The sequence below is a fragment of the Alteromonas sp. AWJ4_197 genome (assembly GCF_056160285.1).
The window spans coordinates 441518-456728 of the sequence record NZ_JBSWWW010000003.1 but is presented as its reverse complement, the minus strand read 5'-3'; the positions used below and the strand labels follow the sequence as shown (position 1 = coordinate 456728).

General features: G+C 49.5%; 13 protein-coding genes. 7 read left to right on the top strand and 6 right to left on the bottom strand.

What is annotated here, in order from left to right; genetic code table 11:
* Positions 1–38 precede the first annotated feature (38 nt).
* Positions 39–719 carry a hypothetical protein gene (locus ACXAGC_RS08590; RefSeq protein WP_474844035.1) on the top strand — a complete coding sequence of 227 codons (681 nt, stop codon included), beginning with the start codon at positions 39–41 and terminating at the stop codon, positions 717–719.
* Between the two features lie 137 nt (positions 720–856).
* Here the strand turns inward: ACXAGC_RS08590 and ACXAGC_RS08585 are convergent, their stop codons facing one another.
* The 3 genes from ACXAGC_RS08585 to ACXAGC_RS08575 form a co-directional block, all read right to left on the bottom strand.
* Positions 857–2764: an alpha/beta fold hydrolase gene (locus ACXAGC_RS08585; protein WP_474844034.1), complete on the bottom strand. Its 1908-nt coding sequence runs from the start codon at positions 2762–2764 to the stop codon at positions 857–859.
* A 52-nt stretch (positions 2765–2816) separates the two neighbouring features.
* A complete protein-coding gene (locus ACXAGC_RS08580) occupies positions 2817–4265 on the bottom strand; it encodes an NAD-dependent succinate-semialdehyde dehydrogenase (protein WP_474844033.1) in 1449 nt (482 codons plus the stop codon).
* A 108-nt stretch (positions 4266–4373) separates the two neighbouring features.
* A complete protein-coding gene (locus ACXAGC_RS08575) occupies positions 4374–5249 on the bottom strand; it encodes an alpha/beta hydrolase family protein (protein WP_474844032.1) in 876 nt (291 codons plus the stop codon).
* Positions 5250–5467: 218 nt separating this feature from the next.
* Between ACXAGC_RS08575 and ACXAGC_RS08570 the strand changes: the two genes are divergently transcribed.
* Both ACXAGC_RS08570 and ACXAGC_RS08565 read left to right on the top strand, forming a co-directional pair.
* Positions 5468–6811: a cytosine permease gene (locus ACXAGC_RS08570; RefSeq protein ID WP_474844031.1), complete on the top strand. Its 1344-nt coding sequence runs from the start codon at positions 5468–5470 to the stop codon at positions 6809–6811.
* Positions 6812–7194: 383 nt separating this feature from the next.
* On the top strand, positions 7195–7980 hold the full coding sequence (locus ACXAGC_RS08565; RefSeq protein ID WP_474844030.1) for a GntR family transcriptional regulator: 786 nt from the start codon (positions 7195–7197) through the stop codon (positions 7978–7980).
* A gap of 109 nt (positions 7981–8089) precedes the next feature.
* Here the strand turns inward: ACXAGC_RS08565 and ACXAGC_RS08560 are convergent, their stop codons facing one another.
* A complete protein-coding gene (locus tag ACXAGC_RS08560) occupies positions 8090–9277 on the bottom strand; it encodes a CaiB/BaiF CoA transferase family protein (RefSeq protein ID WP_474844029.1) in 1188 nt (395 codons plus the stop codon).
* 167 nt (positions 9278–9444) lie between these two features.
* Here ACXAGC_RS08560 and ACXAGC_RS08555 point away from each other — a divergent pair, with 167 nt between their 5' ends.
* Together ACXAGC_RS08555 and ACXAGC_RS08550 are read left to right on the top strand one after the other, a co-directional pair.
* Positions 9445–10290 carry a cupin domain-containing protein gene (locus ACXAGC_RS08555; protein WP_474844028.1) on the top strand — a complete coding sequence of 282 codons (846 nt, stop codon included), beginning with the start codon at positions 9445–9447 and terminating at the stop codon, positions 10288–10290.
* A gap of 118 nt (positions 10291–10408) precedes the next feature.
* A complete protein-coding gene (locus ACXAGC_RS08550; protein ID WP_474844027.1) occupies positions 10409–11827 on the top strand; it encodes a sodium/proline symporter in 1419 nt (472 codons plus the stop codon).
* 57 nt (positions 11828–11884) lie between these two features.
* On the opposite strand, the gene ACXAGC_RS08545 is transcribed toward ACXAGC_RS08550, so the two are convergent.
* Entirely contained in the window at positions 11885–12193 is a 309-nt protein-coding gene (locus ACXAGC_RS08545) for a c-type cytochrome (RefSeq protein ID WP_474844026.1), read from the bottom strand.
* Between the two features lie 212 nt (positions 12194–12405).
* Positions 12406–13113, bottom strand: coding sequence for a Crp/Fnr family transcriptional regulator (locus ACXAGC_RS08540; RefSeq protein ID WP_303573276.1), 708 nt, complete (start codon positions 13111–13113; stop codon positions 12406–12408).
* A 290-nt stretch (positions 13114–13403) separates the two neighbouring features.
* Here ACXAGC_RS08540 and ACXAGC_RS08535 point away from each other — a divergent pair, with 290 nt between their 5' ends.
* Together ACXAGC_RS08535 and ACXAGC_RS08530 are read left to right on the top strand one after the other, a co-directional pair.
* A complete protein-coding gene (locus tag ACXAGC_RS08535) occupies positions 13404–13823 on the top strand; it encodes an acyl-CoA thioesterase (RefSeq protein ID WP_474844025.1) in 420 nt (139 codons plus the stop codon).
* A 452-nt stretch (positions 13824–14275) separates the two neighbouring features.
* Positions 14276–15211 carry an AraC family transcriptional regulator gene (locus ACXAGC_RS08530; protein ID WP_474844024.1) on the top strand — a complete coding sequence of 312 codons (936 nt, stop codon included), beginning with the start codon at positions 14276–14278 and terminating at the stop codon, positions 15209–15211.

Below are 15211 nucleotides of genomic sequence, written 5' to 3'. Positions count from 1 at the left end.
ATCCGGACAGCGTTGTTCCGTTCACAGGGTCGATTAATATGAAAAAAGCAGTGCAAGTTATCACTGCCATCGCCGGTAGCATGTTTTGCCTGACCTTACAGGCTAAGGCAGAGCTGCCTGCATTCTGGCAACTCAGTGAAGGTGTCTGGCATAGTCATAACATGTACATGGACGGAAAATTTGCTGTCAAAATTCCGGACTATGAAAGCGTTGTGACCATCGCTGTAAAGGATGATGAGGTGATCACCACCGAAGATAAGTTCTATCCTGCCGGCTATTTTAACGGTGCCGCTATCGGGCTGGACATCCCTGCGAAGAGCGGTGTGCACCTGGTTCAGACAACCCGTGCGTCCCTTGACAGCAAGGGTATTGCAGAAGAGCAGGCAGCCGCCGGGGCACCGGTAAGAACCATTACCACACCTCTGGACGGGAGTTCTGCGTTCTACACTGTGAGCGACAAAATAACCGGCGATACCTCTTACCGGATGCTCATCAGTTACCCGCAAAATAATGCCAGGATTGTTGTGAATATGGGTTTGCAACCCGTTGAACCCGGAAATGCGGCAGGCGCACTGCGCGGGCTGTCAGTGTTTAACGGCGTTAAATTACCGGGCAGTGAAAAGCAGGCGCTTTTAAAGCAATTAGAGACGGTATACAACGCAACCGTTACAGTTGTCCGCGAAGCAAACGGACAGTTTCGAGTAGCGTATAACCTGTAAGCGCACAGCGATTCAGTGTGTTTATGACAACCGTTTTATGAAGGTTTCCCGTCAAATAACATTTGTTATTTGAGCCTCTTGCCGGTGGGGGTTTCCCACCGGCATTTTTATTTCTGCGCCCCGGAGGCGCGGGTAGCTCAGAGACGGATAACGATTTTTCCGAAGGCGCCGGTATTCATTTTGGCAAACGCCGCTTCAATATCAGTGATGTCGAACTGGCTGTCGATGAGAGGCAGTACCCCCTGTTCTGACATGAAATTCAGCACCGCTTCGTGGTCTGCTCTTGAACCTACCATGACCGCACTGACCTTCAGAGCGCCAAAGATGAGAGGTTGCACATCAATGGTTCCGCCAAAACCGTCCAGTGCACCGATAACAGCAAGATGACCGTCGATAGCAAGGCTGGCAACCGATTGTGCCATGGTGCCTGCACCACCCAGTTCTACCACGTGATTGACGCCGGCACCTTTAGTGATTTTTCTGACTTCTTCAGACCATTCCGGCGTGGATTTGTAGTTAATGCCGTGGGCTGCCCCCAGCTGTTTCACCTGTGCCAGCTTTTCGTCTGAGGATGAAATGACAATGGGTACCGCGCCTTTTGCTGCTGCGATTTGTACGGCAAACGTTGCCACGCCGCCGGTGCCGATGATGAGCACGGTGTCACCTTCCTGAATGTTGCCAAGGGTTACCAGTGCCCGCCAGGCGGTAGTGGCAGCACAGGGCGTACAGGCAGCCTGCTCATCACTCCAGCGTGCAGGTGTGGCTACCACTCCCTCTTCACTCAGCAGTGCGTATTGAGCAAGTACGCCATTGGCACCAGCGCCCAGTGCGGAAAACATGGCGGTGAGGTTTAATCTGCCACCTGACCATTGCTGAAAGAAACTGGAGGTGACCCGGTCTCCCGCTTTCCATTGGGTGACGTCACTGCCGGTTTCCACAATAACACCTGCAGCATCAGAAAATGGTACGAATTCGTCGGCCTGTACGGGGTACGAGAGATCGCGAATGGAGGCGTCGCGGCGGTTCAGTGATACGGCGCTGATCTTAACCAGTACTTTGCCCGGACCCGGTGAAGGGAGGGGAGATTCCACAGCAGAAAGCGTGAAGCTGTCATCCTGCCTTTGGTATAAATATTTTGTGTAATTCATGGTGTGTCCGGTAGTGTGAGTTAATTCAAAAAGTGCACGGCAAAAATCGCCGGGTTGCTTTTCCGGCGCAGCGAGAAATGCAGCGCCGGTGATGCGGGTTTTTACCTGAGGGTGATCTTTTTTAATGGTCTCAAGCATGCCGTTCAGGGTTAACGGATCATCGCAGGCCTGAGCAATCATGACGGGGCAGGTAACCTTGCTGAATACCGCAGGAAAGTCCTGATTGTAAATGGCATCAAATGCCTGATTGCGGCCTTTCAGATGTGTAATGGCACCCAGCGTTTCGGTATGGACCAGATGTGCATCATAGGCCGGACACAGGGCTTTCATCAGTGTAAAGCTGTCTGAGATGTAGTGTCCGGCGTTGTCGATTTCAGGCGCATCACCAATGTCTGCACGCATTTTTTTGCGCTTTGCTGCATCCGGTTCGTACATGACGCCGGAGAGTAACAGCGAGGCGACTTTTTGCGGTGCAAGAACAGACATTTCTGTGGCGAAGTGGGTACCGGTATGATGTGCCGCCAGATGAAACCGGTCGATATTTAACATCGACAGAGCAGTCAGAAACCAGTTCGCGTAATCAGTTGTCTCCGGCGATGCCATATCAGGTACGAAAGAGTTCCCAAAACCCGGTGTATCAAAGGCAATCATATGCAAGTGCTCACCGGCAATCTGCATCACCTTTTCAAATGACGAAGAACAGGCCGGTGTGCGGTGCAAAAGTATCACCGGCAACCTGTGTTCAGGTACTTTAAGCGGTTTGGTCTCGCGATAATGGATCTGACCGGCGGGAATATTAATGTAGTGGTTTAGTATCTCTGGCAATGTCATTTCCTGCAGAAAAAACGTTGCTTTACAGTAGGTGTTCAGGGTGTTGCGGGCATTGATAATAGTCAAAATGTTGCGCCTGCCTTATGGGCAGGCGCCGGTAATTCAGAACTGGCCCGGGCTACTCTTCAATAACATAACACTGGTATTTCATTTCCAGATATTCTTCCAGGCCGGTGTGGGCACCTTCACGGCCAATCCCGCTGGCTTTAATCCCGCCAAATGGCGCATTGGCGGCTGAAATAACGCCGGTGTTAATGCCCACCATGCCAGACTCAATAGCATCTGCCACACGTTGTGCGCGGTGCAGGTTATCGGTATAGAAATACGCTGCCAGACCAAACGGTGTGTCATTGGCGTAACCCAGCACTTCGTCTTCTGTATCAAAGCTGATGATTGGAACCAGTGGTCCGAAGGTTTCTTCGCAGGCGCACTGGGCATCACGGGGAACTCCGGTGAGTACCGTAGGTGCGTACCAGTTGTTACCAAAGGGTAAGCGTTCTCCGCCGGTGAGTACTTTAGCACCGGCTGCAACGGCCTGCTTCACGTGTTCTTCCACTTTATCCACGCCTTTGCTGTCAATTAGCGGGCCTATTTCGGTACCTTTTTCCAGGCCGTTACCAATTTTAAGGGCTGCCACTTTTTCACTGAGTTGAGTCTGGAATGCATCTTTCACGCTATTGTGAACATATACCCGGTTCGGCGAAATACAGGTTTGGCCGGCATTGCGGAATTTAGCTTTTAGCAGGCCCTCAACGGCTTTCTCTATATTGGCATCTTCGAACACGATGAAAGGCGCATTACCGCCAAGTTCCAGTGAAAGCTTTTTCACATCGCCGGCGCATTGCGCCATCAGTTGTGCGCCGATTTCAGTTGAGCCGGTGAAAGTGAGCTTTCTGACCAGCGGATTCGTGCAGAAAGCATCGCCGATAACGCTGGCTTTGCCGGTTAATACCTGGAATACGCCATCAGGAACACCGGCTTGCACGGCCAGTTCCGCCAGTGCCAATGCAGTCAGCGGGGTCTGACTGGCAGGTTTCACCAGAATCGTACAGCCGGCTGCAAGCGCGGGTGCTACTTTGCGGGTGATCATTGCTGCCGGGAAGTTCCACGGGGTGACTGCTGCACACACGCCTACCGGATCCCGTGAAACACGGATATGGGTATTGGCCGCCGCAGCGGGCAGGATCTCACCCTGAATACGCATGGCTTCTTCGGCGAACCATTTAACATAGCTGGCGGCATAGGCAATTTCGCCTTTGGCTTCGGCCAGGGGCTTGCCCTGTTCTGTGGTCATGATGGTGGCAAGCTCATCAGTATGTTCAACGATGAGTTCATACCATTTACGCACGATATCTCCGCGGGTGGATGCAGGAACCTTTTTCCATGTCTTCCATGCTTCGCTGGCTGACGTGATTGCATCATTTACCTGATCAGCGTTTAACAAAGGTACGCGTCCGGCTTCTTCACCGGTTGCGGGATTATTTACTGAGAGGGATTCCTCAGTGGTTATCCATGCACCGTTGATCAGGCAAGCTTGCTTAAAAATGGCGATATCAGTCAGTTTCATATTCGTGTCCGTTTAATTAAGAATTACTACAGTCCGGCGGCAATCAGGTTCGGCAGTACACTGTTGTCCCATTCCGGCATACTTGGTTGCGCCTTTCTGTTTCAAGTATTACTTTCGGGAGAGTTGCATTAGCGGATGTTCACCCAGCGATTTATTCAACGCTGAATCTGCCTTGTTATTGCTGCTGTTATAAGCAGTCAGCATGTTAAGGCTGGTATCTACCGCAAGTTGCAGTTGTTCAAGTTGCATGGGGCCGGGTAAATCGGAACGGCAAATTGCTCCGCCGAAGTAGTGATCCACATCGTCCAGAACCAGCGCGTAGTGGTCGCCTGATGCCGGAGCGGCATGCCAGGCATCAAGGTGGGTTTCCCAGGACATATTCTCACTGAGAATATCCTTTGTGCCTGTTTGAATAAGTGCTGGTTTGCTCAGCGTGGCATAACCGGCTTTTTCAATGAACCCCGGAATAGCAGCAGGGGGCGAGAATGCCAGCACCACAGACACCCGCGGATCGTCAGGATTATCCGTGCCCTCAGGTAGCAGTCCGGTAGCGCCACCTTTTACCAGTGCGGTCAGCGCGCCGTAACTGTGGCCGGCGGCAATATAGCCCTCGCTGCCGAACTCGTCTGCCAGCATTTGCATGTCCTGTAATCTTGCGCTCCACGACGCCAGACCCTGAAACTCACTGGTGCGGGGATGCTCCACAGAATCCACATGCAGCGGTGCATAGACTTCATAACCTGCATCGACCCAGGGTTCGATTATTCTCACATATTGAAGCGGTGCGGAGGCAGCTCCATGGGAATACAGAATGATACCTTTTGCCTTTGCCGCAGGTGTCCAGTGCCAGATTTGTACGTCACGTCCGTGAGTTTGCAGAGTCAGGGTTTCAGGCTTTACCGCTGCGAAAGCATTGGATGTGATCAGCAACACAAGCAAATAAGTGAAGTGGATCAACTTGGCGGGTTGCACGGGTGACTTCATAGGGGACTCCGGAACAGGTTTGTCGACTGCCTCATATTACGTGGTTAACCCGCAGTGCCTATGACAATTATCAATTAACAGCAGGGGCTGGCAGTCCAGACACAATAAGCACAAAACTCTTGCGGGCTCTTTGACATTTGTTAATGCCCGGTGCGAAGGCTTTTGATTAGCTTATGAGTATGTCGCCTTAATCTGGCGACCCGTTCCGGAGACCAAAAATGCTAAATAAACTAAAACAGTGGTGGACGCTGGATGCCACAGAAGAAGCACAAAGTGATGACAATCCTCATCTGCCCTTAACGCCGTCACAAAGACGCAACGCTATGCCTTTGCTGGCGCTGGCTTTTGGCTGGGGATTTCTGGTTACCGGTTTGCTGACCGGCGGCGCACTGGGGAAAGGTCTGGCGTTTACCCCTGATTTGCTCACGGCTTCGTTTCTGGGTAACGGGATGAACTTTGTCATTGGTGCACTGGTAGGTTATATCGGCTACAAAACAGCGTGTAATTCGGGGCTGTTATACCGTTTTACCTACGGCAATATTGGCGCATACATTCCCGTGCTCTTCGTGGCACTGTTAACCATCGGCTGGCAGGGTATTACCGTAGGCGCCTTCGGTTTTGCCTGGGCGCAGTCATTCGACTCTGTCACCTTCTATATTGTTGCGATTGGCGCCGGCATTTTATTTACCGGTACAACGTATATGGGTGTTGCAGCGCTAGAAAAGGTCAGTATGCCGTCTGTACTGATGCTGGTGGCAGTGGGCATTTATGCGACGTGGTTGAATATTGATACTACCGGTGGCTGGCAGGCATTTTTTGCGCTTTCTGAACAGCAGGCCGCAAAGTCGCCCATGAGTATGTATGATGCTGTGAATCTGGTGGTGGGTTCCTGGATAGTTGGCGCTATCGTGATGGCAGATTACACCCGGTTTGCCCGAAAGGCATGGGTGGCGATTGCTATTCCGTTTGTAGTTTTAATTATTTCACAGTGGTTTCTGCAAATCATCGGCTCCATGGGCGGGATAGTTTCCGGTACTTACGAATTCACCACCTACATGCTCCAGCAGGGTCCCTGGATTGGCTTTTTCGGTCTGATTGCCATGAGTCTTGCGCTGTGGACCACAGGCGACACCAATCTGTATTTGCCGGCCGTGCAAACAGCCAGTGTATTTAAACGTCCTAAGCGGGTAACAACATTACTGTGCGGGCTGGCCGGAACCATACTCGGACTGGGTGTTTATCAGTACTTCCTCGAGTGGATTAATTTGCTGGCAGCGCTGGTTCCGCCCGTAATTGGCCCCGTTATCGTCGACTATTATCTGGTTAACCGGAAGCGTTTTAATCCTGAAAAATTAGCACATTTGCACAAATGGAATCCGCTGGCGGTCATGGCCTATCTTATCGGTGCAGCCTGTGCGACAGCCATTACTTATCAGGTGGTATTGCCTTTGTCAGACGTGCTGTTTCCGTCGCTGTACGGATTACTCATGTCTATGATCAGCTATTTAGTGCTGAGTGTAGTGGCAAAAGTCCTTGCGGTGAAAAAACCTCAGCTTGCCTGATCCTGCAAATATACATACGCCTGCTAAATGATATAAAAGTATATTTAGCAGGCATCATCGTTTATGCTGATCTGGCTAAACATCTGTTTTTAAGTCAAATAACCATTCTGATTGTTGTTAAATCCGTTATTTAGCGCAGGATGCGCTGTGATTTAAGGTTGTCTTTGTGTCCTCTTAAGTTTGAATGACCTATCATTATGCTCTTGTAGAGATGTCATGATAGTATTCAGGCCGAAACTATCCGTTATAAACGTCAGGTTGCAGCCGGATATAGGTTATCCGTCAGCTCACATGTACAATCGCGGTCACAGATGACACGCGGTTAAGATAGAAAACAGTGCTGAAACACGTGGTATATGAACGGCACGGACAGGAGATTCACTTTGGATAAATCTTCCATTATTGAAATACTGAAGCAGTTTGAGGTACAGCAGGGGTTAGAGTGGGACGGTCCTACGCCTCTGTATCATAAGTTGTACAGCTTACTGAAAGAACAAATTGTAGACGGCACCATCAGTTATGGCGCGCAATTGCCAACGGAACACGAACTGGGTGAAGCCTTCGGTCTGTCGAGAATCACCGTAAAACGGGCCATGGACGAACTGGCCTCAGAAAAGCTGGTAGAGCGTCGTCGTGGCCGTGGCACAACGGTCACGTATAAATACAAACCCAAGCCGGTAAAAGCGCCGCTGACGGGCATGCTTGAGTCCATTGAAACCATGGGTCGCCACACGATTGCAAAAGTGATCCACATTGCTGACCGTGTACCGCCAGCTGATGTCCGTGATGATCTTGGCTTAACGGAAGGTGAAACGGCCTGTCGTCTGGTGCGGGTAAGACTCACCGAAGATGAAAAGCTTCCGTTTGCTTACTACGTCAGCTGGACACTGACAAACAGTGATACGTTCTCTGAAAAGGCGCTGCAAAAGCACACCCGTGTTGAACTGCTGAAAAAGCAGGGCACAGTATTGTCCCGTATCGATCAATTCATCAGTGCAGAAGCCGCTCCCGCTGATGTGGCGAAAGAATTAAATCTCAAAGAGTTCAGTCCGCTGCTTGTGGTATCAAGACGCTCGTACGATGCAAACGGAAAGCTGGTGGATATTATGCAGGGCAGTTATAACCCCGCCATATTCCAGTATCAGATGAGTATGGAAATTAACGACTAGCGTTAAAAAACAGGGGCATTATTCATGCCCCTGAACGGAGAACAACAGAATCTGTTGTTCGGGAGTGCTTGTTTCAGCAAGGCTGACTAAGCTTGGGAACGCTGTACAGTTAATTAATGACGACTTCCTGTTTCAATAATCTTTCTATTTCCTCTTTACTGAATCCGGCTTCACTTAACACTTCTACCGTGTCTTTGCCCTCAGCAGGCAAATCGTGGTGCAGTGCTGTGCGTTCGCCGTCGAATTCAACAGGCAGTGCAGGGAGTTTGGTCTTACCTTCTGTGGTCGTTACCTCAAGTAAACCGCCACAGTTCAGGTGAGGATCTTCAAACAAATCTGATGGCTTATTAATGGGTGAGAAGGGAATGCCAGCCCGCTCCAGTCTTGCCATCAAAGTGGTTTTATCCAGTTCAGCGAACATGGCACTGATCACAGGCAAAATCTCATCGCGATATTTAACCCGGTCGTTGTTTTTGCTCAGCCTTTCATCGGCAGCAAAATCATGCAGTTCGAATTCTTCGCAGAACTTTTGCCATAAGGTGTCGCTGACGACGCCTATGAATACCCGTTCATCATTTTTGCAATGGAAAATGTCGTATACCGACCAGGCACTGCGTCGCACTGACATAGGAGGCGGCTCTTCTCCCAGCACGGTTTGTTGCGCCATGTGCTGGCCTACCATGAAGGCAGTGGTTTCAAACAATGAGCTGGTGATGTGCCGGCCTTTGCCAGTTTTTTCCCGTTCATGCAAAGCCGAAAGTACACCAATGACGCCGAACATGCCGCCGGTTATATCAATAACTGATGAACCGGCCCGCATTGGCCGGTCAGGCAGACCTGTCATGTAAGCCAGTCCGCCCATCATCTGGGTCACTTCGTCCAGCGCGGTGCGGTTTTCGTAAGGGCCTTTCAGAAAGCCTTTCAAAGAGCAGTAGATCAGTCCCGGATTAAGCACTTTCATGGCTTCGTAACCAAAGCCCAGCTTGTCCATTGCGCCGGGTCTGAAATTCTCAATGAGAATATCGGCCTTGCTGATCAGTGTTTGCGCGACGGCTTTGCCTTCATCAGATTTAAGGTCAATACACAGACTGCGCTTGTTTCTGTTGTACATCGGAAAATAGCCGGCGCCGGAGCCTTTCAGGCGACGGGTTTTATCTCCGCCTGGAGGCTCAATCTTGGTCACTTTTGCGCCAAGGTCTGCTAATACAAGACCTGTTGTCGGCCCCATTACCATGTGCGTAAATTCAACGACGACTAAGTCTTTTAAAGGCATCGTTGTTCCGGCAGTTTCACTCACAGTCTTTTCCGTTTTCTGACAATAATTATGAATGATATAACAATATATCTTAGTCAGCAAGTAAAATTATTAATGTGTTATCAATATAACTTTTGATTTGGCGCAAATCAGCCGGTTAATGACCGTGGCACAGTACTGATGAAGTATAAAAATAAGGTTGTTAAGTGATGGCAAGAGACTACGTGGAATTTATACAGACTCAGGAATTAGCCTGGGAATACGATGAATGCTTTGAAGGTACAGAGCGCAAGTTGCTGAGTATCGACACAGACAGCGGTGGCAGAACACAACTGCAAAAGTATCCTGCCGGCTATCAGAATCCGGCTCCGCATGCGCTGGCCTGTAACGAAGAGTTTTATGTATTACATGGTTGCTTTTACCTTAATCACTTTGTTTATTCTCCGGGGTGTTATGGCTTCTTTCCTGCCGGATTCGAATGCAATAAGCTATACGTACCTGAAGATGCAGTGATTTTGCGTTTCTTCGATCACGCTCCGGTACCCCTGGCAGAGGATGCCGGCGGGGCAAAAGAACGGGCAGAGGGACGTGAAGCGATACCTTGTCTCGACACTTACCGGATGTCCTGGGACAGCAGCGTGCACGACATCAAACTGACCCACCTCGGGTTTGCCCGTAAGAATTTGCGTATTGACCCGGTCACAGGTCAGCGTACTTTTTTATTTATGACGTCTCCCCAGTCGCACCCGGTTAATTTTCACGGTGCGCAGGAGTCGCATCCCACGCCGGAAGAAGCTTATCAATTACATGGTGACCTTACCGGCCATGTGGGGACCATGTATCCGGGCGCTTACTTCTGGCGGCCGCCACATATCCCTCACGGTCCGTTTGGTACACGGGGCGGTAGTTTGTCTCTTATCCGGTTTGTAGGCGGTGAGCACGTGAATCAGTGGTCTGAAGTCCAGCACGGATTTAATTACAATCAGGCCTACCAGCCGGTCTTGCCTGACTGGATGACGCGGCAGTCGCGTTTTACTCCTCCGCCTAACTATTGAAGGAGGGGTTGCCGGGAGAACTGACAATTATCAAAGCGCTGAAGGACGCGCAGCAATAGCATGATGGAGAAGCCTCGCTTTCTTCCTTTTTCCTTGTGCACATCAGGGAGTGAACATCATGAGCACAACTATCCTTATCACTTTAATTGTTTACAAGTGCGTCCTGCTTGCTGTGGGTCTGTGGGCACAGCACCTGAATCAGGACCAGGAAGACTACTTTCTGGGTGGCCGTCAACTCGGCCCTGTTGTTGCGGCAATCAGCTACGGTTCCAGTTCTGCTTCTGCGTGGACGTTACTTGGCATGAGCGGTCTGGCTTATGCAATAGGACTGACCGCTGTATGGGTTGCTGCAGGTGCCGTCGCCGGTGCAGCCATTGCCTGGTTCTGGATTGCTCCGCGTCTGATGGAGGTCACCGCCAGAAAAGGTCATCTCACGGTCGTTGACTTTATGGCTGACGGTGCCTCAAAAAGCGATGCCAGCCGCATAAAGGCTATTGCCACCCTGATCATCCTCTTCTGCTTTATCATTTATATGTCATCGCAATTTCAGGGGGCGGGTAATGTGTTTGAAAGTACGTTTGCCATGTCCTCTTCAGGCAGTATCTTACTGGGCGGCACAATCATACTGATTTACACCCTGCTAGGTGGCTTCTGGGCGGTAAGTCTGACAGATACTATTCAGGGAATTCTCATGTTGTTTGCCGCCATTCTGCTTCCGGTGATGTCGTGGATTGCCATAGGCGGCGCAGAGGGTTTTCAGGCAATCCTTGCTTCCCCGCCTTCTGAAGACTGGCTTTCATTTACAGGAGCCAACGCGGGATGGATGGCACTGGGTACGATTGCAGGTAGCATTGCAGTGGGACTTGGTACGTTTGGTCAACCTCATTTACTCAACCGTTTTATGGCATTAAAAAGTAAAAAGGCTCTTCGTCAGGCTAGCGTATTGAGTGTGTTCTGGTTTGCGCTGGTATTTGGCGGCATGTGTATGCTGGGACTGGCAGGGCGAACACTTCTGCCAGAGCTGGATAACCCTGAAACCCTTTTCTTTGCGCTTACCTCTGATCTTCTGCCAGGTGTCACAGGTGCCATTGTGGTGGCAGCCGTGCTGTCAGCCATTATGTCGACGGTAGACAGCATGTTGTTGGTTGCGGCCGCTTGCGTTGTACATGATCTCGGTGCCGGAAGGTTTATTAAAAACAAACCGCTTCTTATGTCCAGAATTACCATGACTGTGCTGGCAACGGCCGCAGTTATGCTGGCCATCTCGCTGCCAAGCAGCATTTTTGACCGGGTTATTTTTGCCTGGAATATGATTGGTGCTGCCTTTGGTCCGGTTATTATTATCTCTCTCATGGGCAGACAAATTGCGAAAAACGGTGTAGTGGGCGCAATGCTGGCAGGCTGCCTTTCTACTTTTGTGTTCAGCATGATGCCGCATACGCCCGGGGATCTATTACAACGTGCGGGCCCGTTTCTGTTAGCTACGGTTATATTGCTGATAATGAGCGGAAAATCGCGGATCGCGTTGGTGAAATAGAAAAAATAAGTGCTTATAAATATGCCGGGTCTGTTGCTGACCCGGCAGTGTACAGTGTTATTTCATAGCCGCGAAGTAGGCAGAAATATTGGCGATGTCTTCATCTGACAATGGCTTCGCCATGGGGCCCATCATGGGATCTTTACGTGTTCCGTCACGAAAGGCTTTCAGTTGCTTCTCCAGATACGGGGCCTTTTGACCCGCCAGGTTCGGCCATAAAGGGCTCGGGCTGATCCCTTGAGCACCATGACAGCTGGCGCAAATGGTGGCTTTGGCTTTTCCTTTTTCAGCATCCGCAGCAATAGCAGATACACTCATCGTGCAAGACAGAACGGCTGCAAGCAGGGCATGCTTAGCTTGTTTCATAGGTTACTCCAGTCTTCGGGGTCATTCATTGTCAGTCTTTTATTTTTAACCACAGGTCAGGAAAACCTGAACGACAATAATTGAAAAATCAGTGGTGTCTTCTGTATTAGATAGTATGAAGACCGTCCGTCAGACTCTATGACTATTATCAAAAAAGAGGCGGGCAGCAGAGCAGTGCTTTTACACTGCATCTGCTTAAAGGGAATGAAATATCAGGTTGAGGCCATTTCGCTCACCGCTTCCATATCCAGGATCTGCAAGTGGTTTAACGAAGGTACTGCAATCAGCTTATCCTGCTTCAGCTTTGCCAGTGAGCGGCTCACTGTTTCTGTTGTCAGGCCAAGGAAGTCAGCAATATCCTGACGGGTCATATACAATTCGATGCGGTCAGGTCTTGCGCCCGGCAGCCTTTCGAGCAGATGCATAAACAGAAAACACAGTCTTTCATGGGCTTTCTTCTGCCCCAGGATATATAACTGATCAATAGTACGGTTCAGAATTCGGGAGTTAATCTCGGTCAGATTCGTTTTCAGGTGCGGCATTTCTTCTGCCAGATCGTACAGCTTCTTGCGGTTAAAGCGATAGAATTCAGCTTTGGTCAGACTGCGGACTGCGTAGTCGTAGCACGGTGAGCTGGTTACACCAACAAAGTCGCCGGGGAAGAGAAATCCCAGAATTTGTCTGCGGCCATTATTGGAAACCCGTTCTATGGAAACTGTGCCGCTGATAACGTTGAATACATTAACCGAACGATCATGTTGCCTGAACAGGTACTCACCTGAACCACATTTTGTTTGTTCTGCACACATGTCTAGTTGTTCAAGTTCGTTTGGTGTCATATCATTGAACAACACGCTGCCACTGTATGCTGGCTGCGAGTGAACCGGCCGGATGTGTTTGGGAATAAATATCGTCGACATCTTGTAAACCTCATTCAGGTTGAGCTCGAAATTGTCAAACTCACCAACTTTACATAGACCGGTTACAGCATAATTTACGCCAGTCTGAATAACCGCACAAAAATCGCGTAATAATCGCGCCTGCACACCATGTTTGTTATTAATATGTTAAAACATAATGATATGTCAATGTTTTTAATTGGGGCGTTGTGCACTATTTTGGAGCAGGATAAATCCCCGGGTTCTGACATTGCCAAAACCTGAGATGATCTTTATGCTATAAAAATATAGCAATAGATCAAGAGGTAGTAATGAGATTTCTTTCCCGCAGACTGGTCATGCCCAATGACCTTAACTATGCCAACGCGTTATTTGGCGGTCGTATTCTTGAATGGATTGACGAAGAAGCCGCTATTTACGCGGCTTGTCAGCTAGAGACAAACAGCTTGGTGACCAAGCATATTGGCGCAATCAGCTTTGACAGTCCGGCATTGCAAGGTGATGTTGTTGAGTTTGGCCTTAAAACAACTGCCGTAGGCCGCAGTTCAATTACCGTGAGCTGCCTTGTCAGGAACAAAGCGACCAAAACGTCAATTTGCCAGGCTGACGATATCGTTTTCGTACGAATAGACAAAGAAACCCGTCGTCCGGCTCCCCATGGTAAAACGCTGGAAATCCTCGAAGAGCAGACCCGCAGAGAACTTTCTACGTTAAATCCTGACTGGAAATAATTCTGTACCTTTAAATACAAAGGGTTAGTGATTGCGCGTAATTTTTTTATTTCAGCATTGATAAATGTCAAGGACAGGAAGTTATTTAGCTTCTTAGTATGAAAAAGCGACAATTTGTTCGCGCTTATTTATTCTCACCTGACAAATGCGGAGGCAAATGATGCTCGTGGCTATAAAAAAATCCAGATATTCAGGTTTGCATCAGTGGTTTCGCAATGTTGTTCGCGACCCGAATGTATATTGCTTTTTGATAGCGCTCAGTATTTTACTGGCGATAGAACTGATGCTTTTCAGAGTATAATCGGTAGCAACTGCAGAAATTAAAAGTAACTAAAATCCGGAACCCCGGACAATCAGGCAATAAAACCGGACAATTACGTTATCCGTTTCTGGCTGCCTTGTGCTAAAAATAACGTTATAAACAGCGTTTTTTATCACCCTGGATCAGAAACATGCTTCACTCTGCAGCCATCGATATTATCAGCGATAAACTTGCTGACCGGATAAGCCGGCACACCGCCGGTCAGTCAAATGTGATCACGGACATTGCCGGACTCAGTTTTTATCGCAAAGATGCGCCGACGGAGTGTACAACCTGCTTTGTTGAACCAAGTATCGCGCTGGTGGTGCAGGGTGAAAAACGGATGGCGCTGGGTAATGATATCTTTCATTATAACCGCTACCGCTTTTTAATTACCTCACTGGACTTACCGGCGCAGGCGCAAATTTTAAAAGCAGAGCGTGCTGAACCGTATCTCGGTCTGGCGCTGCGGCTGGATTTCACCACAATGAGCGAACTGCTCATGCAAGCGTCTGCAGATACCAAAACCCTGGCCTCTTCTAACAGTGGTATGTCGGTTGGCAATACTACGCCGGAGTTGCTCGATGCCTGTGACAGGCTGGTTAGTCTGCTGGACGATAAGGCATCGCTTTCAGTGCTGGCTCCGCTGATTAAAAAAGAGATTTACTGGCGGGTTCTGAATTCGGAGCAGGGTGACAGGCTCCGTCATATTATTTCAGCAGGGAGCCAGGGTTTAAGGATAGCGAAAGCCATCGACTGGTTGAAAACTCATTTTACGCAATCTTACACCGTGGAAGAGCTGGCGGAACGTGCGCAAATGAGTAAATCCACCTTCCATCATCATTTCAGACTGCTCACCTCTATGAGCCCGCTGCAATATCAGAAAAGCCTTAAACTGATGGAAGCCAGACGCCTTATGATAGGCGAACAAATTGACGCTTCGGACGCTGCATACCGTGTGGGCTATGAAAGTCCTTCCCAGTTTTCCCGAGAATATTCGCGGTATTTTGGTAACTCTCCGAAGCGGGATGTGGAAGCGCAATGGCGAATGATCGAAGGTGAAAAAGACGCTCTGCAGGCGGGGTGA

Coding starts and splice junctions, on each gene's coding strand:
- ACXAGC_RS08590 (WP_474844035.1), top strand. CDS start 39: ATGAAAAAAGCAGTGCAAGTTATCACTGCCATCGCCGGTAGCATGTTT.
- ACXAGC_RS08580 (WP_474844033.1), bottom strand. CDS start 4,265: ATGAAACTGACTGATATCGCCATTTTTAAGCAAGCTTGCCTGATCAAC.
- ACXAGC_RS08575 (WP_474844032.1), bottom strand. CDS start 5,249: ATGAAGTCACCCGTGCAACCCGCCAAGTTGATCCACTTCACTTATTTG.
- ACXAGC_RS08570 (WP_474844031.1), top strand. CDS start 5,468: ATGCTAAATAAACTAAAACAGTGGTGGACGCTGGATGCCACAGAAGAA.
- ACXAGC_RS08555 (WP_474844028.1), top strand. CDS start 9,445: ATGGCAAGAGACTACGTGGAATTTATACAGACTCAGGAATTAGCCTGG.
- ACXAGC_RS08550 (WP_474844027.1), top strand. CDS start 10,409: ATGAGCACAACTATCCTTATCACTTTAATTGTTTACAAGTGCGTCCTG.
- ACXAGC_RS08545 (WP_474844026.1), bottom strand. CDS start 12,193: ATGAAACAAGCTAAGCATGCCCTGCTTGCAGCCGTTCTGTCTTGCACG.
- ACXAGC_RS08540 (WP_303573276.1), bottom strand. CDS start 13,113: ATGTCGACGATATTTATTCCCAAACACATCCGGCCGGTTCACTCGCAG.
- ACXAGC_RS08535 (WP_474844025.1), top strand. CDS start 13,404: ATGAGATTTCTTTCCCGCAGACTGGTCATGCCCAATGACCTTAACTAT.
- ACXAGC_RS08530 (WP_474844024.1), top strand. CDS start 14,276: ATGCTTCACTCTGCAGCCATCGATATTATCAGCGATAAACTTGCTGAC.